Below are 26,182 nucleotides of genomic sequence, written 5' to 3'. Positions count from 1 at the left end.
GCCTAGGGTCGACGCCATGGCACCCTTCCTCGCATACGAGGACAAAGGGCCCGATACGCATCGGGTACCCCTGGTTCTCGTCCACGGCCATCCCTTCGACCGCACGATGTGGGCACCACAGCTCGAGAGGTTCCCGGGTACCCGCCGCGTCATCGCACCCGACCTGCGCGGCTACGGCGCCTCCCCCACGGCCCCGGCCGTCACGGACTTCTCCGGATTCGCCCGGGACATCGAGGCCCTGCTGGACGAGCTGAAGGTGGAGTCGTTCGTCCTCGCGGGCCTGTCGATGGGCGGGCAGATCGTCATGGACTGCTACCGCCTGTTCCCCGAGCGCGTCCGGGGCCTGGTCCTCGCGGACACCTTCCCGTCGGCGGAGACCCCCGAGGGCGTGCGCACCCGCGACGCCATGGCGGACCGTCTCCTCGCGGAAGGCATGCGCGGTTACGCCGACGAGGTCCTGGAGCGGATGGTCGCCCCGTACGCGTCCGCCGAGGTCAAGGCGCATGTCCACGGCATGATGACCGCCACCGCCCCCGAGGGCGCGGCCGCGGCCCTGCGCGCCCGTGCCCGGCGCCCCGACTACGGCGCTCTGCTGCCGCGCGTCCGTGTGCCGGCCCTGGTCGTGGTGGGAGCCGACGACACGTTCACGCCCGTCTCCGACGCCCTGGCCATGCACGCGGCCCTCCCGGACGCGGAGCTGCACGTCATCGAGGGCGCGGCACACATGCCGAACCTGGAACGCCCGGACGTGTTCGACCAGGCGCTGGAGGAATTCCTGGCCCGGGTCGATGCACGGCAACCTTCCCCCGCCCCACCCCGTCTTTGAGGGAGGATGCGGGCATCCCACCCCGCGAACGGAAGGCCGGGCCTTGGACACCGCCGCTGCCGAGTGGACCGCCAGGGACGACGGGCGGGAGCACCGTCCGCCCGGACGGCGGCCCGGCGCCTGGTGCGCCGGCCTGCTGCTCGCCGGGGTGAGCGTGGTCGTCGGCTTCCGGGCCGCCGACAGCGACGGCGTCACCCCCGTCACCCAGTTCCTCGCCTTCCTCCCCTGGCTGCTCGCGCCCACCGCCGTGGCGCTGCTGCTCACCCTGCTGTCCCGCTGGTGGCTCGGGACCGTCTGGGGCGTGGTCCTGCTCGGCCTGCTGGCCTGGTACATCGAGCCGTACGGCAAGGTCGGCGACCCCGTGGGCCGCCCGGTCGCCGAACTGCGCGTACTGACCTCCAACGTCGAGTTCGGCCAGGGCACCGGCTCCCTCGTCACCGCCGTCCGCCGGGAGAAGCCGGACGTGGTCTTCGTGGAGGAGTGCGACTACGAGTGCGACGCCCGGCTGAAGCAGGACCTCTCCCAGGACTACCCGCACCGCCGGGCCGTGGAGGGCGGCGGCTCCGAGGGCTCCGTCATCCTCAGCCGCTTCCCGCTCCGGCCCACCGAGGGCGTGCGCGGCACGATGGGCATGCCCGGGGCGGTCGCCGACGTCGACGGGCACCCCGTACGGCTGCAACTCGCCCACCCCATGCCCCCGCTGCCCGGCCAGGTGGACCTCTGGAACCGGGAGCTCGGCGCCCTGCGCGAGGCGGCCACCACCGACCCCGGCACCCCCCTCGTCCTGGCCGGCGACTTCAACGCATCCCAGGACCACGCGGCCTTCCGCCGCATCCTCGACACCGGCCTGCGCGACGCCTCCCGCCTGGACGGCGCCGACCGCACGGCCACCTGGCCGGCCCGGACGGCACCCACGCTCGGCGCGCAAATCGACCACGTCCTGGTGTCGGAGGAGTTCGGGGCGAGCCGCACCCGCATCCTCGACCTGGCCGACACCGACCACCGCGCGGTCGTCACGGACCTCACGCTTCACGAGGGCCGCTGACCCGGGCCCGGTGCGCGCACGGATACGGCCGCCCCGCACAGCAGGGCGGCCGTATCCGCATGAGGTGTCAACGGGCCGACTTCTTCGGGTTGGCGTTGGTGGACGGGCCGGGCCCGCCACCGGACATCAGCTCAGACGCCGATGTCGCACCCGTCGGCACGCCACACGGCCACCACGGCCGGGCGGACGTACGTGCCGGGCCCGTCGGGCCAGGTGCTCGCGGGCTTCTCCACGGACGCCCCGTCGATCTCGCCCGGGTGCTGCACGGCGACCAGGACGCGCCGGTCCTGGATGATCGGGCCGCAGGTCTCGGCCCCCTTCGGCACGGTCAGGAACTGCTTGAGCTCACCGCGCCGCTCGCCCCGCGTCGCCACCCCGAACAGGCCGTCGTGCGATCCGAGCTGGGCACCGTCGGTGGAGATCCACAGGTTGCCGTAGGGGTCGAAGGCCACGTTGTCCGGGCAGGAGATCTGGCTGACGGCGTCCTTCGGGAAACCGGCGAAGTAGGTCGCCGGGTCGTCCGGGTCACCGGCGACCAGGAACAGCGACCAGGCGAACTTCGTGCTCTCCGCCCGGTTCCAGCGCTCGGTGAGCTCCAGCACGTGCCCGTGCTTGTTGGCGTTGCGCGGGTTGGCCTCGTCCGCCTTGGCGTTGGAGCCGACGCCCCGGTTGCTGTTGTTGGTGAGGGCGACGTACACCTTGCCGGTCACCGGGTTGGGCTCGATGTCCTCGGGCCGGTCCATCTTGGTCGCGCCCACCTTGTCACCGGCGAGCCGCGTGAAGACGAACACCTCCTCGGCGCTCATCCCCTCCACGTGCGAGACGGCGCCCTTCGCGGTGGCGGTGGCCAGCGGGATCCACTCGCCGCTCCCGTCGAACTCCCCGTCCTTCGGCAGCTTGCCCGTGCCGTCGATCTCGATGGCGGGGGAGTCACCGGTGAGCTTGGCGACGTACAGCGTGCCCTCGTCGAGGAGGGAGAGGTTGTGCTCGCGGACGGCGCGGCTGGTCCCGTGCTTCATCCGCTTGCTGCCGACGAACTTGTAGAAGTAGTCGAACCGCTCGTCGTCACCCGAGTACACGACGGGCCGCCCGTCGTGCGTCAGCCGCACGGTGGCGGCCTCGTGCTTGAACCGCCCGAGGGCGGTGTGCTTGCGGGGCGTGGAGGTGGGGTCGTACGGATCGAACTCGACGACGTACCCGAACCGGTGCACCTCGTTCGGCTCCTGGGCGACGTCGAACCGCTTGTCGAACCTCTCCCACTTCCGCTCGCTGGCCCCGGTCCCGATCCCGTACCGCTTGTCGGTCGCCCGGCTGCTGTTGGCGAAGTACTGGTTGAAGTTCTCCTCGCCGTGCAGGGTCGTGCCCCACGGGGTGACACCGCCGGAGCAGTTGTTGAGGGTGCCGAGCACCTTGGTGCCGGCCGGATCGGCGGAGGTCTTCACGAGCTCGGACCCGGCGACGGGCCCGGTGAGCCGGAACTCGGTGGTGGCGGTGACGCGCCGGTTCAGCTGGTGCCGGGAAACCGCGGTGAGCTTCCCGCTCTTGCCGTCCCCCTCCACCACGACGGCGGACAGCCCGTGCGCGGCCCAGGCGACCTCGACCTGCTCACGGGTCGGGTTGGCGGCGTCGTACCCGCGGAACATGAGGATCTCGTCGGTGTACTCGTGGTTGGCGACGAGCAGCTGCCTGTTCCGCTCCCCGGGCAGCGGAAGGAGGGCGAGGAAGTCGCAGTTGTACCCGAACTGCGCGGCCTGGGCCTTGGCGGTCTGCTTCTCCGGGTCGAAGGCGGGCGCGCCGCGCAGGATGGGCTCGCCCCAGCGGATGACGACGTTCTGCCGGTACCCGTCCGGCACGGTCACGGCGTCGGCGGTGTTGGGCGCGACGGGCGCGAAGCGCAGTCCGCGCGCACCCTTGTGTTTGCGCCGGGCGGCGTCGGAGGCGGCACCGGCTGCCGGAGCGGCGGCCGGGGCGGCGGCGGCCTGCGGGGCCCGGGCGACATCCGCGGCGCCCGCTCCGGCGGAGGCCACGGTCACCACGGCCGCGGCACGCATCATCGACCGGCGGCTCAGCGCACCGGCGATCACGTCACCGACGTACTCGTTGGAGCTGGTGTTGGGCACCTCGTGGAAGCAGGCGTCACCACACCGGAAACGACAGGTCATGGCGGACCGGCCGCCAGGGTGCGAACCGGACGGTGTTCCGATCAACGGCAGCAGCTTGCGCACTTTGCTCTCCCCATGAATGCCCTTGGTGTCAGCGTGACCGTAGGGGCACATACGTGCGGTAGCCGGGCGCCCTGGTGAACAACGAGTGAATCTGCGGCTGACGTACGGGGGTTGGGTCGATTCAGCCCGGCGACACCTGCACAGGCCGGATGTCCCCCTTGACAGGGTGGACCGGGCACAACAGACCCTGCCCAAGATCACACAGGAGGGCCGCTAACCTTACGTGTCCGTCCTGGCCAGGGATTGACGGGCTTCAACTCACGCGAAGGGTTGCGCGCACATGGGCATTCTCACTCTCTTGCGGAACGCGTTCGGACGGTCACGCAAGTCACGGACCGCCGAGGCGGAGGGTGCGGCGCGGACGACGACCGCCGATGAGACCGGCGGGACCGAGGAACAGAGCGGCGGTCCCACCAGCGGCGACACCCTCGCGCCCGCCGACCGGACACCGGCAGCGGCCCCCTCCGCGGACCCGAAGGTCCCGTCGCCCTCCCCGGAACCCAAGCCCACACCCACGGCCAACGTCCCCGAGCCCCGCACGTCGGACTCCGGGGAACACGACCTGGTGTCGGCGGCCTTCGACCGTGTGTCGGTTCCGCGTCCTGCGCGGTCGGCGGAGGAGGAGCCGGCTGGGGAGAAGGCGACGGAGGCGGAGGCGACTTCGGCGGAGACGCCGGTCGCCGAGAAGCCGGCCGTGACGGACGAGGCCACGGCGCAGAAGCCGGAGCCGGAGCCGGTGGAGGAAGCGGCGGAGACGTCGACCGCGACCGCCGCGTCGACGACGCCGAACCCGGCGGAGGAGGCGCAGCCCGAGCCCGCGGCGAAGACGGACGCGAAGGCTGCGGCCGAGACCGACGCACCGGCGGAACCGGACGCGACGGAGACGGACGCGAAGGCTGCGGCCGAGACCAACGCACCGGCGGACGCGGACGCGACGGAGGCTGACGCGAAGGCCACGACCAAGGCCGACGCACCGGCGGAAGCGGACACGAAGCCGGAAGCCGAGCCCGAGCCGCAGGCCAAGGCGCCCGCGGAGCCGAAGCCCGACCCCACCCCGGCCGAGCCGAAGACACCGGAACCGGCAGCCGCAGAGACCCCCGCCCCGGAGACGGCCCCCGAGCCCGAGGCGAAGCCGGCAGCCGAGGCGAAGCCGGCAGCAGAGGCGAAGCCCGAGCTGAAGGCCGAAGCCGAGGCCAAGCCCACAGCCGACGCGAAGCCGAAGGCCGAGCCGAAGGCCAAGGCCGAGCCGACGCCCGAGCCCGAGCCGACGGCCAAGGCCGAAGCCGAGCCGACGGCCGACGCGAAGTCGAAGCCCGAGCCGACGCCTAAGCCCGAGCCGACGGCCGACGCGAAGCCGAAGCCCGAGGCCAAGGCGAAGCGGAAGGCCGCGCCGAAGGCCGCCGCCGACACGAAGGCGAAGCCCGAGGCGACCCCTGAGGCCGAGGCCGACGCCGTGCCCGCCGAAGAGGCGTCCGCAAAGGCGCAGCCGAAGGCCGAGCCCAAGGCGAAGCCGAAGGCCGCCCCGAAGGCCACGCAGAAGGCCGCGCCGAAGGTGGAGGCCGATGCGGCCCCCGAACCCGCGGCCGCCGACGGCGACCAGGCCCCACAGGGGCCACCCGCACCCGACGACGAAAGCAGCACGGGTGGTGCGGGTGGGAACAACACGGCCGAAGGCGAAGCCGAGGCCGGCCCCGCCCTCCCCCTCACCCGCGTCAAGACCCGCGCCCCCGGCCTCACCACCGCCTACAAGGCCGCCACCACCACCCTCGAGACGAACGACCTCACCGGCACCCGAGCCAAGGTCTACCTCGTCCTCGACCGCTCCGCCTCCATGCGCCCGTACTACAAGGACGGCTCCGCCCAGGCCCTCGCCGAGCAGACCCTCGCCCTCGCGGCCCACCTCGACCCCGAGGCAACCGTCCCGGTCGTCTTCTTCTCCACCGAACTCGACGGCACCGGCGAGATCACCCTCACCGACCACGAGAACAAGATCGACGACCTGCACGCGAGCCTCGGCCGCATGGGCCGCACCAGCTACCACGCGGCAGTGGAAGCGGTCCTCGCGCACCACGACAAGACGGCGGAACCCGCCTCCCCCGCCCTGGTGGTCTTCCAGACCGACGGTGCCCCGGACGCGAAGACCCCCGCCACCCAGGCCCTCACCGACGCCGCCAAGACCCACCCCGCCGTGTTCTTCTCCTTCGTCGCCTTCGGAGACCCGGAGAACAAGGCCTTCGACTACCTCCGCAAGCTCAAGACCCCCAACACGTCCCACTTCCTCGCCGGCGAAACACCCCGCGAGCTCACGGACAAGGAGCTCTACGAGGGCGTACTGGCGAACTGGCGCCCGTAGCCCTCCCCGGCCCACCTGACGCCGCCCGCTTCCCACCCCGTAAAAGGGGAGGCGGGCGGCGTACCCGTGTCAGCTACGATTTCAAGGTTCCGTAGACGACCGCGACCACGAGATCGTCACCCCACGTAGCGACTTGGGAGCAGCCCGCGATGGCTCGACACCTCATCACCAGCGCCCTTCCGTACATCAACGGGATCAAGCACCTGGGCAACATGGTGGGGTCCATGCTCCCGGCGGACGTCTACTCCCGGTACCTCCGCCAGCGGGGCCACGAGGTCCTCTACATCTGCGCGACGGACGAGCACGGCACCCCCGCCGAGCTCGCCGCCAAGGAGCAGGGCGTCCCCGTGGACGAGTTCTGCACGGACGCGCACCACCAGCAGAAGGCGATCTACGACGGCTTCAACCTGGCCTTCGACTACTTCGGCCGCAGCTCCTCGCCGCAGAACCACGAGATCACGCAGGAGATCGCCCGCGAGCTGAAGGCGAACGGCTTCATCGAGGAGCGTTCGATCCGCCAGGTGTACTCGAACGCCGACGGCCGCTTCCTGCCCGACCGCTACATCATCGGCACCTGCCCGCACTGCGGCTACGACAAGGCCCGCGGCGACCAGTGCGAGAACTGCACGCGCGTCCTGGACCCGACGGACCTGATCGACGCCCGTTCCGCGATCAGCGGCAGCAGCGACCTGGAGATCCGCGAGACCAAGCACCTCTTCCTCCTCCAGTCGGCCCTGGCGGGCGAGGTCGAGGCATGGGTCGACGAGCGAGCCGACAACTGGCCGGTGCTGGCCTCCTCCATCGCCCGCAAGTGGCTCACGGAGGGCCTGCACGACCGCGCGATCACCCGTGACCTGGACTGGGGCGTCCCCGTCCCCGCCGACACCTGGCCGGACCTCGCCGCGGAGGGCAAGGTCTTCTACGTGTGGTTCGACGCCCCGATCGAGTACATCGGCGCGACGAAGGAGTGGGCGGACCAGGACCCGGAGAACCGCGACTGGCGCTCCTGGTGGTGGGAGTCGGACGCGAACGTCCACTACACGCAGTTCATGGGCAAGGACAACGTCCCCTTCCACAGCGTGATGTTCCCGGCGACCCTGCTGGGCACCCGCGCCCCGTGGAAGAAGGTCGACGTCATCAAGGCCTTCAACTGGCTGAACTACTACGGCGGCAAGTTCTCCACGTCCCAGCGCCGAGGCGTCTTCACGCACGACGCCCTCGACATCCTGCCGGCCGACTACTGGCGCTACTTCATGATGGCGAACGCCCCCGAGTCGGACGACTCGTCCTTCACCTGGGAGCACTTCACCGCCACGGTGAACAAGGACCTGGCCGACACCCTCGGCAACTTCGTCAACCGCGTCCTGTCCTTCTCCAAGAAGCGCTTCGGCGAAGAGGTTCCGGCGGGCGCCGAGCCGGGCGAGGCGGAGACGAAGCTGGGCGAGGAGATCGCCCGCCTGCTCGCGGAGTACGAGTCCCAGATGGAGGCCATCCAGTTCCGCAAGGCGGCGGCCGCGCTGCGCGCCCTGTGGTCGGCGGGCAACTCCTACCTGGAGGAGAAGGCCCCCTGGCTGGAGATCAAGACCAACCCGGAGGGCGCCGCGCTCACCCTGCGTACGGCGATGAACCTGATCCACCTCTACTCCGTGGTCTCCGAGCCCTTCATCCCGACGTCGGCGAAGAAGATGCGCGAGGCGTTCTCCCTGGAGAACGACACCGCGGTCTGGGTCACCCCGGCCGAGGCGCGATCCCTGACCGCCGTCCCCGCCGGCACCCCCTTCACCATCCCGCCGGTCCTGTTCGCCAAGCTCACGGACGAGGACCTGGAGTCCTACAAGGAGCGCTTCGGCGGCGAGTCCGCGTAACGCCCGCCCCGCACCCGCCCCTAGGGGGATCTCCTCCTGGGGGCGGACGTGTTTCCCGATCGGCTCGTCCCCAGGATCATCGCCCTACGGAGGCCTCTGTTCGTAGGATGAGCGAGGCATCCGGCCAAGCAAACGGGGGGATCACCGATGGCACTCTTCGGCAACGCACACACCGTGAACCCGCAGTCGGCCCAGCAGGACTACGCCCGTCTCCTCGGCCACGGCGAACAGGTCCACGCCGCGTTCCTGCTGATCCGCGACACCATCCTCTTCACCGACCGCCGCCTGATCCTCATCGACAAGCAGGGCATCACCGGCAAGAAGGTCGAGTACCACTCCGTCCCCTACCGCAGCATCACCCACTTCGCGGTGGAAACGGCCGGCACCTTCGACCTGGACGCCGAACTGAAGATCTGGATCTCCGGCACCCCGACCCCCATCGAGAAGACCTTCACCAAGGGCGTCGACATCTACGAGGTCCAGGCGATCCTGACCCAGTTCGTGGCGCGCTAACGGCTTTCCGCGGCGCAGGGCAGGAAGTCCGCCCACGCGCGGGGCGTGATCGCCAGCCGAGGACCCTCGACGCTCTTGGAGTCGCGGACATGCACAGTGCCGGGGGTGACGGCAATCTCAACGCAGGAGTTGCCGTCATTGCCGCCGCTGTAGCTGCTCTTGAACCACGCCAGCTCGGACGTGTCCCCGGCGGTGCTCTTGCGGATCATGTCTCTCCCAGCAGTAGCTCGATAAAGGCCAGCGACTCCCGCGGAGAGAGCGCCTGAGCCCGGATGGTGCCATACCGCAACTCAAGGACGCGCAGGTGTTTGAATTCGGAGATCGGCCGGCCATTGAACGCACCGTCGGAGCGCCCCACGGCCGTGCCATCCGGGAACTTCAGCAACTCAATCCGACCGTCCAGGCCGGAGTGGGTGTCGCAGTCCATCGGCATCACCTGAAGCACGACGTTGTGCAACCGCCCCACCTCCAGAAGACGTTCGAGCTGCTGACGCCACGCCATTGTGCCTCCGATGGGGCGCCGCAGGACCCCCTCTTCCAGGACGAAGCTGAGCGCTGGTGCGGGTGACCGTTCGAAGACCGACTGCCGGGCGAGTCGAGCCGCCACCATGCGTTCCACATCGTCTGGTGAGTACGGCGGCTGCGCTGCCCCGATCACCGATCGTGCGTGTTCCGGCGTCTGCAACAGCCCAGGGATGATGTGGCACTCGTACAGAGCGATCTCGACCGCCTTGGCCTCCAACTTGCCCAGCTCCCGAACCCTCTTCGGATACCGGACCTTCTTCACGTCCTCCCAAGCCGCAGCGACAAGCCCGCCCGCGTCCAACACCTCGTCGGCCCGCTCCAGGTACTCCTGCCGCGGAATCCGCTTCCCGCCCTCGACCTTGTAGACCAGGTCCTCCCCGTACCCGACCGCCACCGCGAAGTCGGCGGCCCGCATCCCCACCGCCTCCCGCCGCAGCTTCAACTGCCTTCCCACCGTGGCGAGTACCGCCACGCCCCACTCGTCGTCCGGGTCCACCTCCCACCCCGGCTCATCGGCCTCACTCTTGAGCCGCTGCACCTCTCCATCGACCGACATACCGCACCCCTCCGTCGTACCGCCGTGCCGTGCCGCAACGTCCTTACCCGTAGGCCCGCTTCCGGCTGTCCGGACAACGGCCGACAAGCCCTGGACAGTCACCCTACGTATCGACGCTGTCACTGATCACGGTTTCAGGCGCCGGCACGCTCAGTGATGTGAACAAGGAATAGTCCACCCAACTCCTCGCGGCCACGGACCACTTCAGCGTCCGTGCGGAACGCGATCCAACACCTGGACCAGCGGAGACGGCGCAGGAACCGGAACCCGACCGCGTGCGCTCCGGTGCCGTCGGTGGTCTTCCCCAAGGAACACGAGAGGGAAAGAAGCCACACCAAGCCCCACCCCTCCCGCCCACGGCGCACGCTCACTCCCCCGAGTGAACATCACCAACTGAGCTGGATTCGGCACCGGTTGCCTGCCCTACGCTCAGCGCAACACCAGCAGCAACGGCACAACAACCCCAGACATGCAACGGCCCTCGCCGGGACTGGCATCCCAATGCGAGGGCCTGACCACCAAGGAAGAAGCACCTTCCCGATGGACACCCAAAACACTAGCGTGCGCCCGCACGCCCAGTCCCGTAACAGCGGCAAAAACCACCCGCACCGGCGGACTCAGCGCGCGCAGGCGAAGGCGCACCCCGGCGGCGTCATCCACGACAACACCCGCCACACCACCCGCTTCACGGTGGTCGGCAACCACCTCACCCAGCACCCGGACCTGTCGCTGCTGGCGATCGGCCTGGCCTGCCACATCCAGTCGCTGCCCTCCGGCGCCTCCGTCGACATCAAGTCCCTCGCCGCCCGCTTCCCCGAGGGAACGGCCCGGATCGCCGCCGCCCTGCGCGAGCTGGAGACCCACGGCTACCTGAGCCGCACCCGCGAACGCACCGAGACCGGCCGGATCGTCACGCGCACCGTCTCCTGCAACCAGCCCCGCCGACACCGCGACCGCGACACCCCCGAGGCGGCACCGCCCAAGCCCCGCGCCACGGCCACCGTCCCGTGGCAGAAACCCGCACGCCCTCGCGCCCTCCCGGCCGTACCGAAGCCCGCATACAGCTCCCCCACCCTTCTCCGGACAGCCATCGAGATCCTCGCCGGCCTCCGCCGCACGGACCCCCGCCTGCTGCTCTCCGCCACCGACGCCGAACACCTCGCCCCCGGTGTCGCCGCCTGGCTGGAACGGGACCTGCCCCCAACCGCCGTACGTCACGCCCTGACCGGCGACCTGCCACTGGAACCCCTGCGCCGCCCGGCCGCCTTCCTGGCCCACCGCCTCACAACACAGCTACCGCCCCTGCCGCCGTACCGCACGCCCGAGCCTCCACCAGCCCTCCGGCACCCCCTCCAGAACTGCCGCGGCTGCGACCGAGCCTTCCGCGCACCCACCCCCGGCCACTGCCGCGACTGCCGAGCCGACCTCGTCGAAGACCGTCCGGCATGAACGTGCCCTATCACCGGATGGACGAACAGGCGTTGGGTATACCTTCGCTGACAACTGGTCAGGCGGGTGGGGGGCGATGGGGGAGTCGGGGGAAGTGCGGCCGGAAGCGGTCGCCGTCCGGAACGAGTTCGCGCTGGAACGCTACCGGTACGTATTGCAGCAGATTCACGCCGTGAACGAGAACGCCCACCGGTTTCTCGCCATCTACCAGACCCTCGCCACGGCACTCGTCAGCGCGGCGCTCGCCCTGTTCGTCGGCTACCGCAAGTGGGAACTGGCCGCGGCCACCGCGCGGGGCGGAGTCATCGGCCTGTTGACGCTGACCACGATGGTCGCCGCCTTCACCGGCACGCTGATCGTGGTGGGTGCGCTCGCCTGGCTCGACTACCGCAACGAAGAGTGCGACATCACCGACGAGGTCGTCGGGCCCGGCTTCCGTAAGCGTCCTCGCCCCGGCAACTTCCTGCGCTGGTACGAGACGTACGTCCTGCTCTTCATTCTCGTGTCGGTGATCACCATGTGGGTGCTCGCCGCATCCTTCCTCCTGCCCTCTATGAGGTGATCTCGCCCGGTGCCCGAGCTCGACTACACCAGCACGACTCTCTGGCAGATCACCCTTGCCGGGCGCCCGGGCCACGACGCCCACTCCGAGCAGCGGGAACGACTGCGCACGTCGTACGCGGAGCTACGCAAGAAGGCGGCCGTTCTGCTCGAGGAGAACGCCCGCAGCATGCCCGACTTCACCGTGCACGACATCAGCCACGTGGACGCGCTGTGGGAAACGGCCGATCTGGTCTGCGGCCCCGAGGTGGCACTGAATCCCGCCGAGGCGTATGTGCTGGGCTGTGCCTTCGTGCTGCACGACGCGGCGATGGGAGCGGCCGCGTACGGGACGACCGTGCCCGAGGCGCTCGGTGAGAGGCGGTGGCGCGATCTCGTGTCGGTGGCCTACTACCATCGGGAAGGCTGCTGGCCGGACCGGGAGGAGCTGGACGCTCCCCCCGACGAGATCGCCGAAGCCTGCGTGGCGACCGCGATCCGCGAAACACACGCGGAGCAGGCCAAGCGTCTGGTGGACCAGCCGTGGCGGTCGAGTACCGGCAACGAGATCTTCCTCATCGAGGGGGTGCAGTTGCGGGAGGTGTACGGCCCGCTGATCGGAGAGCTGGCGGCCAGCCACTGGTGGCCCGTGGACCGGCTCGCCGAGGAGTTCCGCCACCCGATCGGTTCGCTGCCCTGGCAGCCCAGCGAGTGGATCATCGAGCCGCTCAAGCTGGCCTGCATCCTTCGCCTCGCCGACGCGACCCAGGTCGACAGCCGGCGTGCTCCCGGCTTCCTGTTCTCCCTGCGCGGACCGCAGGGCATCTCCCGCGAGCACTGGCGCTTCCAGGAACACATCAGCCGCCCCTATCTGAAAGGCGACCGGGTCACCTACAGCTCACTGCGGCCCTTTCCTCCGCACGATGCCACCGCCTGGTGGCTGGCCCTGGAATACCTGCGCGGTATCGACCGGGAGCTGAAGGCCGTCGACGCCCTGCTGCACGACCTCGGCCGGAGCCGGCTCGCGGCCCGGGCGGTCGCCGGCGTCGACTCCCCGGAGCGCTTCGCGGAACTCTTCCGTGTGCAGAACTGGCGCCCCATCGACGCGACCGTCAAGGTCTCCGACATCCCCGCCCTGGTCGGGACGCTCGGCGGGCAGCAGCTGTACGGGGACGTGCCCGAGGTCGCCGTACGGGAACTGATCCAGAACGCCCAGGACGCGGTGCTGGCCCGGCAGACACTGCAGCCCGACTTTCCGCTCGGGCGGGTGGAGATCCGGCTGACCGAGACCGACGGCGACTGGTACCTGGAGGTCCGCGACTACGGCACCGGCATGGACGAGGAGACCCTTGTCCACGGGTTGCTCGATTTCGGCACCAGCGGCTGGAGCTCCACCAGCGTCCGCAACCGGCTTCCCGGCCTCGCCGACGGCGGATTCCAGCCCAGCGGCCGCTTCGGCATCGGCTTCTTCTCCGTCTTCCTCCTCGGCGACCAGGTGGAACTGATCACCCGCCGCTACGACGCCTCCCTCGCGGACGCCCGCCGCCTCACCTTCGACGGCCCCTCCAGCCGCCCCCTGCTCACGCCCCACACCGGACAGGGCTGGGTACCCGAGGGCACGACCGTACGCGTGAAACTCCGGAAGAGCCCCTACGAACTCCAGGGCCTGTTCAGCCGGACCGACGACGAACGGCTCGCCCAGCTCGCCCAGCGCCTGGTCCTGGAGAACGCGGTGCCTGTCCACACCTGGGAGCCGGGAGCGGCCGACCCCGAGATCCTTCCACCGTTCTCCCTGGCCACCGGGTCGCCCGACGAGGTGTTCGACCGCCTGTACCCGCCCCAGGCGGCGAAGTGGCGTGCCGGAGAGGAGAAGCTGCGCCTCCAGATGCGCGACGACTTCGTCAGCAGGGCCACCGAGCTGCTGGACGACAAGGGACGGCGCATCGGGCTCGCCATGCTCTGGAACAGCATGCACTTCCAGAGCCGGCGCGCCTTCTGGGGCACGGTCACCGTCAACGGCTTCCTCGCCGACACGACGGTCTCCTTCGCCGGCTACCTCGCCGGCCGGCCCAGCCGCGCCTCACGGGACAAAGCCGAGTTGGTCGCCACCCAGGACCAGATGCGGCAGTGGATGCGCACCCAGGAACAACGACTGCGGGACACGGGCCTCTTCGAGGACTCACTCCAACTCGAGCTGGCCTACACCCTGCACAACGCATTCGGCGCGCTCGCCGACGACATCGCCTTCGCACTGACAGGACGGGGCGTGCTGCGCCTGGCCGACGTGCTCGAGTGGGCCGCAGCACGCAGCGAGATTTTCCTCGCCTTCGGCTGGCCCGTCACCTGGCGGACCCGTCCGCCGGAGCTCTACCACCACCTGTCCGGGAAACGGGTCGAGATCCCCGACAACTGGATCTTCATCTGCCAGATCGTCCCCAACCCACCCCTGTCACAGGTCTTCCCGGCCGCGGCCCATCGTGACACCACGTACGAGTTCGCCCGCGACCACACCACGCCGACCTGGCAGAAGCAGTGGTGGCGCACGTCGGGCGATCTGCAGGGCGTCTTCATTCGTCACCTGTGCGAGGCCTGGTCCTGCACCGTCGAGTCCCTGCTGGCCCCCGTCGAACAACGCAATTGGGCGGACACCTACGTCCTGGACGACGAAACCCTCGGCTCCGTCTCCGGCTATCTCCTCCGGCGGCCGTCGACCACATGACGTGAACGTTTCTGCCGCTCTCGAAAGAGTGAACGCAGCTCAACCGCCGAGTACACCGCACTTTGATGGACCTAGCTTGCGCACATGGTCACATCAACCCATGAGACCTCGCACCGGATCTTCCAGGACCACCCGGAGGTTCTCACTCCCGTCTTCGAGGCATTGGATCTGTCGCCGCCCGCAAAGGCCACCATCGAGGTCCTCACGCCCGACGCCACGGAGATCAAGCCGCTGGAGCGCCGGGTGGATACGGTGCTCAAGGTCGAGCCGTCCGAGGGAGACGGCTTTCTCATCGCCGTCGAAGCCCAGACCGTTCGGACCCCTGGCAAGGGATTCAGCTGGGCTGGCCCGCGGGATGCGGTCGTTCGACAGAGCCACAGCGAAGTACTGGTGCGAATGGCTGGAAGTCGGACTGGAGAACACTCCGGTCCGGGAGACATGGAGAGAGCTGGAGAAGATGGTCGCCACTTACTTCCCGGGCAGGGGAACCCTCTTCGAGGAGACGTACCTGGAGGGCAAGGCCGAGGGAAAGGCCGAGTCCATCCTGAGCGTGCTGGACAAGCGTGGCATCCCCGTCCCCGAAGCCACCCGCGACCGCATCACCACCTGCACCGACCTCGACACCCTCACCCTCTGGTTCGACCGCTCCCTGACGGCCACCACCGCTGAGGATCTGTTCGCCGACGGGTGATCGGAGCCCGCGGGCCGGGCCCGCCCCATCGCAGGGAGCGGGCCCGAAACCGCCGTCGAGACTCGGGTCAGCGGGCCTCCGGGGCAACCGGCTGCCCGGTCACCGCCAGGCCCTCCGCACCCGAGTCCGTCCGCGCACCCCTGTGGGTGTGCCGTACGAACGCCACCCCCAGCACCGCCAGGATCGACGCCGCCGAGAGCGTGTACAGGCCCCCGTTCGTACTGCCCGTCGTGTCTTTCAGGTAGCCGAAGAGCGTGGGGGATACGAACCCGCCCAGGTTTCCTATGGAGTTGACCAGGGCCAGACCAGGTGCCGCGATCTTCAGGTCGAGGCCCGACTGGGCCATCGGCCAGAACAGGGTGGCCGCGCACTTGCCGCCGACCGCGGCCAGGGTCAGGGCGGCGAGGCCGAACCAGGGGGAGCCGAGCGTGGCGAGGAACGTGCCCGTGGCGGACAGGAGCAGGGCGATCGCCAGGTAGGGGCGGCGGTCCGGGGCCCGGTCCGTGAAGTGGCTCATCGTGTACATCGCGATCACCGCACAGATCCAGGGGATCGCCGACAGCAGCCCGACCTGGAAGGGCGACAGCCCGCCGATCTCCTCCACCAGACTCGGCAGCCAGAACGTGATCGCGTAGCCGGTGAGCGCCATCGCGAAGAAGACCGCGGTCAGGACGGCCACCTGAGGGTGGAAGATCAGCTTCATGCGGGACACCGACGGCGCCCGGTCCCGGGCCTCCTTGTCCCGCGCCACCGCCTCGCCCAGAGCGTCCTTCTCCTCCTGCGTGAGCCACTTCGCGTCCTGGATGCGGGAGACCAGGAAAAACCCGGCGATGAAACCGACCAGGATGGAGAAGGCACCCTCCAGGGCGAACATCCAGCGCCAGCCCGCGATGCCACCCGCGCCGTGCAGTTCGAGGAGCGCGCCCGTGATGGGGCCCGTCACGATGTACGCCGTCGCCGAGCCGCCCAGGAAGATCGCACTCGCCCGGCCCCGGCTGGAGTCCGGCAGCCACTGGGTGAAGTAGAGCAGCACACCGGGGAAGAATCCGGCCTCCGCGACACCGAGCAGGAAGCGCAGGCCGTAGAACATCCACACGTTGTGGATGAAGCACATCGCCACGATCACCAGGCCCCAGGTGATCATGATGCGGGTCAGCCAGACCCGGGCGCCGAACCGCTCCAGCCACATGTTGCTCGGGACTTCGAACAGCGCGTACCCGATGAAGAACAGGCCCGCGCCGAGCCCGTAGGCCGTGGCACTGACTCCGACGTCGGCCCGCAACTCGTCCTGGACGAAACCCACGTTCGTCCGGTCCATCTGGTTGACCAGCAGCATCAGGACCAGGATGGGCAGCATGCGGCGCAGGAACTTGCCCACCGCCCGCTGCTCCGCCTCGGGTATCGCCGTCGCGGCTTCTGACATCGTTGTCTCCCTTGCTGTACACGTACATGAACAGCAATCACGTACGCGGTTTCGAAGGGACCCTAGGGAGGCTCACGTTCCGGGTCAACGGGTTGAGCAGAAGTCCATATATGTGAATGTGGGGCGGATGATCTGCACCCTCCGCCCCACACACCACCGTCAGCCGGTAAACCAGTCAGCCGGTCAGCCGTCAGCCGGTCAGCCGGTCAGCCGGCGGATGCCGACGCCGACGCACCCGGCTGGACCGAGTCCCCCGTGCCGTCCTGATTCGCCTCGGGATCGACGCCCATGGTGAGCGCGGCGACGACGCCCTTCGCGATTGCGCCCTTCTTGTACTTCAGCTTCAGCAGCCCGCCCTCGGTGCCGTTGCCCGGGTAGATGGTGTCCTCGTCGAGGGTCGTGCGCGCCGTGGTGTTGGTGGAGTACGGCTCGACCTCGGCCGTGGCCAGCACGGACGCCTCGTCGAAGAAGAGCTGCCCGGTGTGACAGGTCGTTCCGCCCTCGTAGCCCGCGTCGGTCCAGGTGCCGTTCACGTGCACCTTGGTGTGGATGTGCACGCAGCGGCCCTGGTACCAGCCGGGGAAGACCGTGCGGAACACGACCTCGCCCTTCCTGTCCGTCCGCCACGTGCCCCGCAGGTAGCGCTCGTCGTCGGTGGGCTCCTCGTGCACCCCGCCACCGCCACCGCCTCCCGGAGGGGCACCCGTGGGGGTCCCGGTCGGCGTGCCGGAGGGTGGCGTACCGCCGCCGCCTCCTCCACCGCCTCCGCTGCCCGTCGACTCGTACCCGGAGTACACGCCCAGCGCGTTGCAGTGCCAGATGTCGACGGCGGCGTTCGCGAGGGGCTTGCAGGTGTCGGAGTCGATCACCTTCAGGCGCAGGGTGAGCGGGATGCCCTCCTGGTCCTCGGTGACGTCCCGGCGGAGCTTGTCCGCGTCGATGTAGTAGGGGCCTTCGGTCGTCTCGGAGGTCAGCTTGTAGCAGGCCTCGGCGGAGGTCCCGGCCGTCTTCCCCTTGGCGGCCGTCGTCTCCTCGCCGGCGAACGCACCCGCCGCGAACGAACCGCCGACGCCCGCCGCCACCACCGCACCGGCGCCCGCGGCGACGACCTTACGGCGTGTCAGATCCCGCTTGTGTTTCGGCCCTCGGGCCGTCTCCTGTCCCGTCATGAGAAAGGAAGCTAGGGAGCGCGACTGTCAGGAGTCTGGGTGAGAGCTGGGTGAGAGCCCTGGGTACGAAAATGGCTCGGAACCGGTGCCGGTTCCGAGCCACTCCCGAGGGATCGCCTACTTCGGCTGCGGCTTGCGCACCGACAGGTGCAGCTCCTTCAGCCGCGTCTCCTCCAGCTCCGTCGGCGCGCCCATCATCAGGTCCTGGGCGTTGCCGTTGAGCGGGAAGGCGATGGTCTCGCGGATGTTGGGCTCGTCGGCGAGCAGCATGACGATGCGGTCGACGCCCGGGGCGATGCCGCCGTGCGGCGGGGCGCCGAAGCGGAAGGCGCGCAGCATGCCCGCGAACTTCTCCTCGACGGTCTCGCGGTCGTACCCGGCGATCTCGAAGGCCTTGAGCATGATCTCCGGCTCGTGGTTCCGGATCGCGCCGGAGGACAGCTCGACACCGTTGCAGACGATGTCGTACTGCCAGCCGAGGATGTCCAGCGGGTCCTGGGTCTCCAGGGCCTCAAGACCACCCTGCGGCATGGAGAACGGGTTGTGCGAGAAGTCGATCGCGCCGGTCTCCTCGTCCTTCTCGTACATCGGGAAGTCGACGATCCAGCAGAACCGGAAGACGCCCTCCTCGAAGTGCCCGGCGCGCTTGGCGGCCTCGACCCGCACCGCGCCCATGATCTTGGAGACCTCGTCGAACTCGCCCGCGCCGAAGAAGACCGCGTGGCCGGCCGCGAGCGACAGGCGCTTGGTCAGCTCGGCGACGTTCTCCTCGGTGAGGAACTTCGCGATCGGGCCGGTCAGCGAGCCGTCCTCGGCGACGCGGACCCAGGCCAGGCCCTTGGCGCCCTGCGAGACGGCGTAGTCGCCGAGCTGGTCGAAGAACTTGCGGGGCTGGCCGGAGACGTCCGGCACCGGCAGGGCGCGCACGTGCTTGCCGGCGAACGCCTTGAACTCCGAGCCCTCGAAGATGTCGGTGATGTCGACGAGTTCGAGCTGGGCGCGCAGGTCCGGCTTGTCGGAGCCGTACTTCAGCATCGCCTCGCGGAACGGGATCCGCGGGAACGGCGAGGTGACGTGGCGGCCGCCGCCGAACTCCTCGAACAGCTCGGTCATGAGCTTCTCGACGGGCTGGAAGACGTCCTCCTGCTCGACGAAGCTCATCTCGATGTCGAGCTGGTAGAACTCGCCCGGCGAGCGGTCGGCGCGCGCGTCCTCGTCGCGGAAGCAGGGCGCGATCTGGAAGTACCGGTCGAAGCCGGAGATCATCAGCAGCTGCTTGAACTGCTGGGGCGCCTGGGGCAGGGCGTAGAACTTGCCCGGGTTCAGGCGGGAGGGGACGACGAAGTCGCGGGCGCCCTCGGGGGAGGTCGCGGACAGGATCGGCGTCGCCATCTCGTTGAAGCCCAGCGCCGTCATCTTGTGGCGGATCGCCGAGATGACCGACGTGCGCAGCAGGATGTTGCGGTGCATGCGCTCGCGGCGCAGGTCGAGGAAGCGGTACTCAAGGCGCCGCTCCTCGTTGACGCCGTCCTCGGTGTTGATCGTGAACGGCAGCGGGGCGGCCGCGCCGAGCAGCTCGACCTCGCCGACCTCGACCTCGACCTCACCGGTCGGCAGCTCGGGGTTGATGTTCTCGGCGCCCCGGGAGACGACCTTGCCGTCGACACGGACGGTCGACTCCTTGGAGAGCTTGTCGAGAGCCTCGTAGGAGGGGGTGCCGGGACGGGCCACGAGCTGCGTGATGCCGTAGTGATCGCGCAGATCGATGAAGAGGATGCCGCCCAGGTCGCGCCGATTGTGCAGCCAGCCACTCAGCCGGACGTCGCTGCCGACGTCAGAGGAGCGGAGCTCGCCGCAGGTGTGGGACCTGTACCGATGCATCGTCGTTCATCCAGTCTTCGCTGATCGGGGTCTGTGTTTCACGTGAAACTGGTCCCCAGCGTACCGGGCAGGCGAAGATCGGCTCTCCACAGTTATCGATCGAGCACGCGGTCGTTGTTGATCGAGCACGCTCGCGTCGTCGTTCGGGCATGTGTCCGCTATCGGTGGCAGCGTTCGATCCCCTCTTCTTAAAGTAGGGCAATGCGCACTGGCGAGCCTCTGCCCGCCGTGGGGGAGGCTCTCGCCGCCCTCGCGACCGGCCTGTGGCATTGGGACACCGCCACCGGGCTGGTCACGGTCGATGCCGAGGCAGCCCGGTTGCTCGGGCTGCCCGCCGAGCAGGTCAGCCTCACGGAGGCCCAGGCCCGGGCCCGGCTGCACCCGGTCGACTGGAACGAGATCACCGGCGTGATCCAGCTGGCCGTGGCCGAGGGCACCCTCGCCGAGGTCCGGATCCGGATCATGGACGAGCAGGGCCGGGTCGTCCGGATCGTCCGCAGCCGCTCCAAGCCGTCCTACGACCGGGCCCGCAAGGCGTACCGGCTGATCGGCACCCTCCAGGAGGTCACCGAGCCGACGCCGGGCACCCCGGCCGGGCGCAGCGCGGTCACCGGGGACTGGCGGCGCTCGCGGGAGGCGTTCCTGCTGGACGCGGGCCGGGCCCTGGCCGAGGCGCGCTCCACCCAGGAGGTCCTGCGCGTCACGGCGAATCTGTCGATGCCCGGGTTCTCGCCGGACGGGCTGGCGGTGTTCGGGATCTCGGGCGATCGCCTGACGATCATCGGCCACCACGGGCAGCAGCGGGGCACCGAGAACCCCTTCTCGGACATGCCGCTGGACACGGACTACCCGGCCGCCGAGGTGGTGCGGACCGGCCGGGCCGTCTACCTGTCCTCCGCCGAGCAGTACCAGGCCCGCTATCCGCTGACCTGGCCGCTCGCCGAGCGCTTCGGCCGCCGCTCCTGGGCGTTCCTGCCGCTGACCGTGGCCGGGCGCACGATGGGCGCGTGGATGGCGGCGTTCACCTACCCGGTCGCGTTCACCCCGGACGAGCGGTCCGTGCTGGCGACGGTGGCACGGATGCTGGCGCAGGCCCTGACCCGGGCGGGCGTGGCCGAGAGCGAGCGGGCACTGACCGACGGCCTCCAGCGCACGATGCTGCCGAGGCTCGGACCGCAGCGCATCCCAGGCATGAGCGTCGCCGCCCGCTACGTCCCCACCGGCGGCGGGCTCCAGGTCGGCGGCGACTGGTACGACGTGATCCCCCTGCCCAGCGGGCGCTTCGCGCTGGTCATCGGTGACGTCCAGGGCCACGACGTACGGGCGGCGGGCCTGATGGGCCAGCTCCGCATCGCCCTGCGGGCCTACGCCTCGGAGGGCCACCGCCCGGACGCGGTGCTGTCGCGCGCCTCCCGCTTCCTGCACGGCATCAGCGACGAGGACCCGGCCGACGCGCGCTTCGCGACCTGCGTGTACGTCGAGGTCGACCCGGCGACGGGGGTGCTGGACATCGCCCGTGCCGGGCATCCGGACCCGGCGATCCGGATGGCCGACGGCACGGTGCTGACCCGGCCGACGTCGGGCGGTCTGCCGCTGGGCATCGACCCGGACGCCGACTACCCCACGACCCGGCTGACGCTGGAACCCGGCGAGACCATGCTGATCTGCACGGACGGCCTGCTGGAGACCGGCGGTCACGACCTGGACAGCGGCTGGCGGCGGCTGCGCGTGATCCTGGAGGACCACAAGGGCGATCTGGAGGAACTCGCCGACACCCTGGTGCAGGCCGTGCACGGCCCGTCCTCGCACCACACCACCGGCCCGCTGGCGGACCGTCGCGAGGACGACATCGCGATGCTGCTGCTGAGCCGGGAGGGCGGGGGCTGCGGCTGCGGCGACGCGATGACCGTACGGCCCCCGGCGCGGCGCTCGGTGCTGACCGTCGCGCAGGCCGAGCCCGAGCGGGTCGCGATCGCCCGGCAGCAGCTGCGCGAGCTGCTGCACGACTGGGCCTCGCCCGACCAGGTCGACTCGGCGGTGCTGCTGCTGTCCGAGATGTTGACGAACGTCCTCGTGCACACCGACTCCGACGCGCTGCTGGTCGCCGAGATGACGGGCGAGGTGGGCGGGCGGCGGCTGCGGATCGAGGTCACGGACGCCGGCGACGACCTGCCGCACAAGCGCAGACCCGGGGAACTGGCGTCCTCCGGCCGCGGCCTGGTGCTGATCGAACTCCTCGCGCACGCCTGGGGGGTGGATCCGCGCGGCCAGGGCAAGAGCATCTGGTTCGAGCTCTACGAGTCCGTGAACGGCTCGGACGACGGCTCCTGGTCCCCGTAGCGGGCCACTGCTTCCCGGCCGACGACGCGCAGCGGGCCACGAGGCCCTGGCGGTGCCGTGCCGCGCACCGGACGCCGCAGCGGATCACGCGGTCCGGTCGGCAACGCACACGGGACGCCGCGGGTGCCACGACTCCCCACCCGGCGACACACCCGGAACCCCGCAGCGGGTCACAACCCCCCGGCCGGAGGCGCCTCCTGCTCCCCGTAGCGGATGCGCAGCTCCTGGACGACGCCGAAGGCGGCGGCGGTGAGTGGAACGGCGAGCAGCATGCCCAGTACGCCGGCCACGGACGCGCCCGCCGTGATCGTCACCATCACCACCGCCGGATGCATCTGCACGGTGCGGCTCTGGATCATCGGCTGGAGCACGTGCCCCTCCAGCACCTGCACCGCGAGGACCACGCCGAGCACCCACAGCGCGATGACGAACCCCCGGTCGGCAAGCGCGACCAGCACGGCCAGGGCTCCCGAGATGAAGGCCCCGAGGTAGGGGATGTACGCGCCGACGAAGACCAGCGCGCCCAGCCCGGCCGCGCCGGGCACGTCGAGGACGAGCAGTCCCACGGTGATACAGAGCGCGTCGATGAGGGCGATGAAGGTCGTGCCGCGCATGAACCCCTCGACGGCCCTCAGGGCCCGCCGCGCCATGGCCTCCAGAGTGTCGGCCGACCCGCGGGGCGACAGGGACCGCAGTGTCCCGGCGGCCTTGTCGGAGTCGCGCAGGAAGAAGAAGACGAGCAGCAGCGCGAGGACGGCCATGGCGATGGACTCGCCGACCACGCTGACGCCGCTGATCACGCCGGAGGCGGCCGTACCGCCGAACTTGCCCAGCAGCTCCCGGGCGTTGGAGGCGAGGTCGTCCAGCGAGGTGCCGGCCGCCCCGAAGTGCTCGGAGACGCCCCGCGCGGCCTCCTTGAGCGAGGCGACGATCTCGTCACCCGTGTCGATGAGCGCGGCGACCACGATGTACACGGCCCCGCCGACCACGGCGACCACCGCGACACAGGTGAGCCCGGCCGCGACCGACCGATGCACCCCCGCCTTCACGAGCCGCCGGTGCAGCGGCCCGAGCAACGCCGTCCCGAGCAACGCGAGCAGCACGGGCACGACGGCGGTCCGGAACTCCACGACCAGCCGGATCCCGACGTAGACGACCCCGGCGGCGAGCAGCAGTACGGCACACCAGGCGGCGAAACGCCGGGCGGCTTCGGGAAGCAGCGGGGTGGGGACCTGCACCTCTCCACCCGACCACGGCTCCGGCGGGCCGTCCCGTCAGGGAGGCCCGCCAGGGTGACGGGGCGTCAGCCCCGGTGCCGCGTCAGTCCTGCGGACCGCTCGGCGTCATCCCGTGCACCGCCGGCACCGTGCCCAGGCGGCCCTTCTGGAAGTCCTCGAAGGCCTGCATGAGTTCTTCCTTGGTGTTCATGACGAACGGGCCGTAGTGGGCCATGGGCTCGCGGATGGGCTGCCCGCCGAGCAGCACGACCTCGAGGTCCGGCGTGTGGGAGTCCTGCTTCTCGTCCGCGCGGACGGTCAGCGAGGAGCCCGCGCCGAAGACGGCCGTCTGGCCCGTGTGGACCGGGCGGCGGTCGGGACCGACGCTGCCCCGGCCGGCCAGGACGTACGCCAGCCCGTTGAAGTCCTCGCGCCACGGCAGCGTGAGCTCCGCGCCCGGCGCGAGGGTCGCGTGGACCATCGTGATCGGGGTGTGCGTGATGCCGGGGCCCGCGTGGCCGTCCAGCTCACCGGCGATGACCCGCAGCAGCGCGCCGCCGTCGGGGGTGCTGAGCAGCTGGACCGAACCGCCGCGGATGTCCTGGTAGCGCGGGGCCATCATCTTGTCCTTGGCCGGGAGGTTCACCCACAGCTGCAGGCCGTGGAAGAGCCCGCCGGACACGACGAGATGCTCCGGTGGGGCCTCGATGTGCAGCAGGCCCGAGCCCGCGGTCATCCACTGGGTGTCCCCGTTGGTGATGGTGCCGCCACCGCCGTTGGAGTCCTGGTGGTCGAAGATGCCGTCGATGATGTAGGTGACGGTCTCGAAGCCGCGGTGCGGGTGCCACGGCGTGCCCTTGGGCTCGCCCGGCGCGTACTCCACCTCGCCCATCTGGTCCATCATGATGAACGGGTCGAGATGGCGGTAGTTGATCCCCGCGAACGCCCGGCGTACCGGGAAGCCCTCGCCCTCGAAACCGCTCGGCGCGGTCGTGACGGCGAGCACGGGACGTGCCACGGCGTCGGCCGGCGCGGTCACGCGGGGCAGCGTCAACGGGTTCTCGACGGTCACTGCAGGCATGTCGGTTCCTCCTCGTGTACGCCCAGTTTAGTTGAGCGTTGAACTTTCTGCCACCCCCAACAGAGAAAAGCCGGAGGGCATTCCCGCCCCGGGGGACGGCGCAGCGAACCACGGGAGACCGGCGTGGCGAAAGGCCGTCACCCGCAGCGGGGTGACGGCCTTCGGAGGTCCGGGACAGGTCAGGCGGCCAGCTCGCGCTCCTCGCGCTCCGCCCCGGCGGGCCCGGTCCTGCGGTCCCGCATCACCAGCGTGGCCACCACCGCCGCGGCCAGGACACCCACCGCACTGATCGTGAAGGTTGTCGACATCGAGGCGGCGAAGGCCTCCCGGGCCGCCCGCACCAGACCCGTGTCGCCACCGGCGACCGCCAGCGCACCGCCGATGGACTCCCGGGCCTGGTCGGGGGCGCCGGCCGGCATCTCGTCCGTGTAGCCGCCGGAGAGCAGGGAGCCGAGGATCGCGATGCCGAGGGCGGTGCCGGACTGCTGGATGGTGTCGTTGAGGGCCGAGCCGACGCCCGCCTTGTCCTCCGGGATGGTGCTCATCAGCGCGGCCACCGCGGCCGGCATCGCCAGACCGGCACCCAGGCCCAGGATCCCCAGCGCCACGGCCGGGACCGTGAACCCGCTGTCGGCGCTGAGCGTGGTGAGCAGCCCGAAGGACGCGGCCATGAGCAGCATCCCGCCGAGGATGACGAACCGGTTGCCGAACTTCCCGGCGAGCTGCGCCCCGGCCGCGTTGCCGGCCAGCGCCGCCACGGCCAGCGGCAGGAAGGCCAGGCCCGCCTTGACCGCGGACCAGCCGAGGACGAACTGGAGGTACTGGGTCAGCACCAGCAGCAGGCCGGCGTTGCCGATCTGGACGAGGGCCAGGGAGAGCGAGCCGCCGCTGAAGTTGCGGTGCTTGAAGAGGACCAGCGGGACCATCGGCGAGGGGGTCACGTTCTGCCAGATCACGAAGCCGGCCAGGGCGGCCACCGCGACGGCCAGGACGAGGAGGGAGCGGGCTTCGAACGCGCCGTGCTGCGGGATCTCGATGATCCACCACACCAGGGCCGTCATGCCCACCGCCGACAGCACCGCGCCCAGCGGGTCCGGCTTCTGCCACGGCGCCTTCGACTCCGGCATCAGCAGCACCCCGGCCAGCAGCGCGAGGGCGACGATCGGGACGTTGATCAGGAAGATCGCCTGCCAGGCGAAGTGGTCGATCAGCACGCCGCCGAGCACCGGGCTGCCGACCAGCCCCAGCATCGACACCGAGCCCCACGCGGCCATCGCCTTGGGACGCTCGTCCTCGTCGAAGACGGTGATCAGGATCGACAGCGTCGAGGGCATGATCAGCGCCCCGCCCACGCCCATCGCGATCCGCACCGCGATCAGCTCACCCGGAGTGGAACAGAACACCGCCCCCAGCGAGGCCGCCCCGAACAGCAGCAGCCCGATCAGCATCACCTTCCGGCGGCCGAAGCGGTCCCCGAGGCTTCCCGAGGTCAGCAGCAGCCCGGCGAAGACCAGGGTGTAGGAGTCGAGGATCCACTGCATGTCCTGTGCGCTCGCCCCGAGGTCCTCGGTCAGCGCGGGCACCGCGACCGTCAGCGCCATGTTGTCGACGACCAGGACCAGCGTGCTGAGGCACAGCACGATCAGGATCCACCAGCGCCGTGGATTGCGAGCGTCCATTTCCTCTTCCCCTCCTGCGAACACCGTTCCTTCGATGCGCACACTGTACGCACAGAGGAACGCTGTGCGCAACCCTTGAGTTCTG

Annotated in this window: 20 protein-coding genes; 10 read left to right on the top strand and 10 right to left on the bottom strand. The window is 70.1% G+C overall.

The annotated features are described in order from the left end of the window. The first annotated feature begins 16 nt into the window (after positions 1-16). Positions 17-826, top strand: coding sequence for an alpha/beta hydrolase (locus AB0G20_RS06445; RefSeq protein WP_361296668.1), 810 nt, complete (start codon positions 17-19; stop codon positions 824-826). A 43-nt stretch (positions 827-869) separates the two neighbouring features. Continuing rightward, positions 870-1,871, top strand: coding sequence for an endonuclease/exonuclease/phosphatase family protein (locus tag AB0G20_RS06440; RefSeq protein ID WP_361296665.1), 1,002 nt, complete (start codon positions 870-872; stop codon positions 1,869-1,871). Between the two features lie 131 nt (positions 1,872-2,002). On the opposite strand, the gene AB0G20_RS06435 is transcribed toward AB0G20_RS06440, so the two are convergent. Then, on the bottom strand, positions 2,003-4,096 hold the full coding sequence (locus AB0G20_RS06435) for a PhoX family protein (RefSeq protein WP_361296662.1): 2,094 nt from the start codon (positions 4,094-4,096) through the stop codon (positions 2,003-2,005). 280 nt (positions 4,097-4,376) lie between these two features. Between AB0G20_RS06435 and AB0G20_RS06430 the strand changes: the two genes are divergently transcribed. The 3 genes from AB0G20_RS06430 to AB0G20_RS06420 all read left to right on the top strand — a co-directional run bounded on the left by AB0G20_RS06430 (position 4,377) and on the right by AB0G20_RS06420 (position 8,827). After that, on the top strand, positions 4,377-6,449 hold the full coding sequence (locus AB0G20_RS06430; RefSeq protein WP_361296659.1) for a VWA domain-containing protein: 2,073 nt from the start codon (positions 4,377-4,379) through the stop codon (positions 6,447-6,449). Between the two features lie 149 nt (positions 6,450-6,598). Next, the gene (gene metG, locus AB0G20_RS06425) at positions 6,599-8,314 is read left to right on the top strand and encodes a methionine--tRNA ligase (protein WP_361296656.1); all 1,716 of its coding nucleotides are present in this window, start codon (positions 6,599-6,601) and stop codon (positions 8,312-8,314) included. Between the two features lie 147 nt (positions 8,315-8,461). Further along, the gene (locus tag AB0G20_RS06420) at positions 8,462-8,827 is read left to right on the top strand and encodes a PH domain-containing protein (RefSeq protein ID WP_030846758.1); all 366 of its coding nucleotides are present in this window, start codon (positions 8,462-8,464) and stop codon (positions 8,825-8,827) included. Here AB0G20_RS06420 and AB0G20_RS06415 read toward each other — a convergent pair. Then, positions 8,824-9,036: a DUF397 domain-containing protein gene (locus tag AB0G20_RS06415; RefSeq protein ID WP_361296653.1), complete on the bottom strand. Its 213-nt coding sequence runs from the start codon at positions 9,034-9,036 to the stop codon at positions 8,824-8,826. The two genes, AB0G20_RS06420 and AB0G20_RS06415, sit on opposite strands and share 4 nt — an antisense overlap. Continuing rightward, complete coding sequence (locus AB0G20_RS06410) at positions 9,033-9,908, bottom strand: helix-turn-helix transcriptional regulator (protein WP_361296650.1); 876 nt, start codon at positions 9,906-9,908, stop codon at positions 9,033-9,035. Before AB0G20_RS06410 ends, AB0G20_RS06415 begins: the two co-directional genes overlap by 4 nt. Before the next feature lie 540 nt (positions 9,909-10,448). Between AB0G20_RS06410 and AB0G20_RS06405 the strand changes: the two genes are divergently transcribed. The 3 genes from AB0G20_RS06405 (at position 10,449) to AB0G20_RS06395 (ending at position 14,616) form a co-directional block, all read left to right on the top strand. Next, complete coding sequence (locus AB0G20_RS06405) at positions 10,449-11,357, top strand: helix-turn-helix domain-containing protein (protein WP_361296647.1); 909 nt, start codon at positions 10,449-10,451, stop codon at positions 11,355-11,357. Between the two features lie 76 nt (positions 11,358-11,433). Beyond that, positions 11,434-11,919 (top strand): hypothetical protein, encoded by a 486-nt coding sequence (locus tag AB0G20_RS06400; RefSeq protein WP_361296644.1) that lies wholly within the window; start codon positions 11,434-11,436, stop codon positions 11,917-11,919. Positions 11,920-11,928: 9 nt separating this feature from the next. Then, on the top strand, positions 11,929-14,616 hold the full coding sequence (locus tag AB0G20_RS06395; protein WP_361296641.1) for an ATP-binding protein: 2,688 nt from the start codon (positions 11,929-11,931) through the stop codon (positions 14,614-14,616). 93 nt (positions 14,617-14,709) lie between these two features. On the opposite strand, the gene AB0G20_RS06390 is transcribed toward AB0G20_RS06395, so the two are convergent. Then, positions 14,710-15,084, bottom strand: coding sequence for a hypothetical protein (locus tag AB0G20_RS06390; RefSeq protein WP_361296638.1), 375 nt, complete (start codon positions 15,082-15,084; stop codon positions 14,710-14,712). Here AB0G20_RS06390 and AB0G20_RS06385 point away from each other — a divergent pair. Then, positions 15,074-15,307, top strand: a complete 234-nt coding sequence (locus AB0G20_RS06385; RefSeq protein ID WP_361296635.1) for a hypothetical protein — start codon at positions 15,074-15,076, stop codon at positions 15,305-15,307. The genes AB0G20_RS06390 and AB0G20_RS06385 overlap by 11 nt on opposite strands. Positions 15,308-15,374: 67 nt before the next feature. Here the strand turns inward: AB0G20_RS06385 and AB0G20_RS06380 are convergent, their stop codons facing one another. The 3 genes from AB0G20_RS06380 to aspS form a co-directional block, all read right to left on the bottom strand. Continuing rightward, complete coding sequence (locus AB0G20_RS06380) at positions 15,375-16,730, bottom strand: MFS transporter (protein WP_361296632.1); 1,356 nt, start codon at positions 16,728-16,730, stop codon at positions 15,375-15,377. A gap of 206 nt (positions 16,731-16,936) precedes the next feature. Continuing rightward, positions 16,937-17,899 carry an intradiol ring-cleavage dioxygenase gene (locus AB0G20_RS06375; RefSeq protein WP_361296629.1) on the bottom strand — a complete coding sequence of 321 codons (963 nt, stop codon included), beginning with the start codon at positions 17,897-17,899 and terminating at the stop codon, positions 16,937-16,939. 117 nt (positions 17,900-18,016) lie between these two features. Continuing rightward, positions 18,017-19,780, bottom strand: a complete 1,764-nt coding sequence (gene aspS, locus AB0G20_RS06370) for an aspartate--tRNA ligase (RefSeq protein WP_361296626.1) — start codon at positions 19,778-19,780, stop codon at positions 18,017-18,019. Between the two features lie 201 nt (positions 19,781-19,981). On the opposite strand from aspS, the gene AB0G20_RS06365 reads away from it, so the two are divergent. Then, positions 19,982-22,120, top strand: coding sequence for a SpoIIE family protein phosphatase (locus tag AB0G20_RS06365; protein ID WP_361296623.1), 2,139 nt, complete (start codon positions 19,982-19,984; stop codon positions 22,118-22,120). A gap of 170 nt (positions 22,121-22,290) precedes the next feature. Here the strand turns inward: AB0G20_RS06365 and AB0G20_RS06360 are convergent, their stop codons facing one another. From AB0G20_RS06360 to AB0G20_RS06350, 3 genes are all read right to left on the bottom strand, one after another. Next, positions 22,291-23,358: an AI-2E family transporter gene (locus AB0G20_RS06360; RefSeq protein ID WP_361296620.1), complete on the bottom strand. Its 1,068-nt coding sequence runs from the start codon at positions 23,356-23,358 to the stop codon at positions 22,291-22,293. A gap of 82 nt (positions 23,359-23,440) precedes the next feature. Continuing rightward, complete coding sequence (locus AB0G20_RS06355) at positions 23,441-24,418, bottom strand: pirin family protein (protein ID WP_361296617.1); 978 nt, start codon at positions 24,416-24,418, stop codon at positions 23,441-23,443. Positions 24,419-24,597: 179 nt separating this feature from the next. Next, positions 24,598-26,097, bottom strand: a complete 1,500-nt coding sequence (locus tag AB0G20_RS06350) for an MFS transporter (RefSeq protein WP_361296614.1) — start codon at positions 26,095-26,097, stop codon at positions 24,598-24,600. Between the last annotated feature and the right edge of the window lie 85 nt (positions 26,098-26,182).

This window comes from Streptomyces sp. NPDC024017 (assembly GCF_040638895.1).
Lineage (GTDB): Bacteria > Actinomycetota > Actinomycetes > Streptomycetales > Streptomycetaceae > Streptomyces.
Note: the sequence above shows the minus strand (reverse complement) of the source record. Positions and strands in the feature narration are given on the sequence as shown.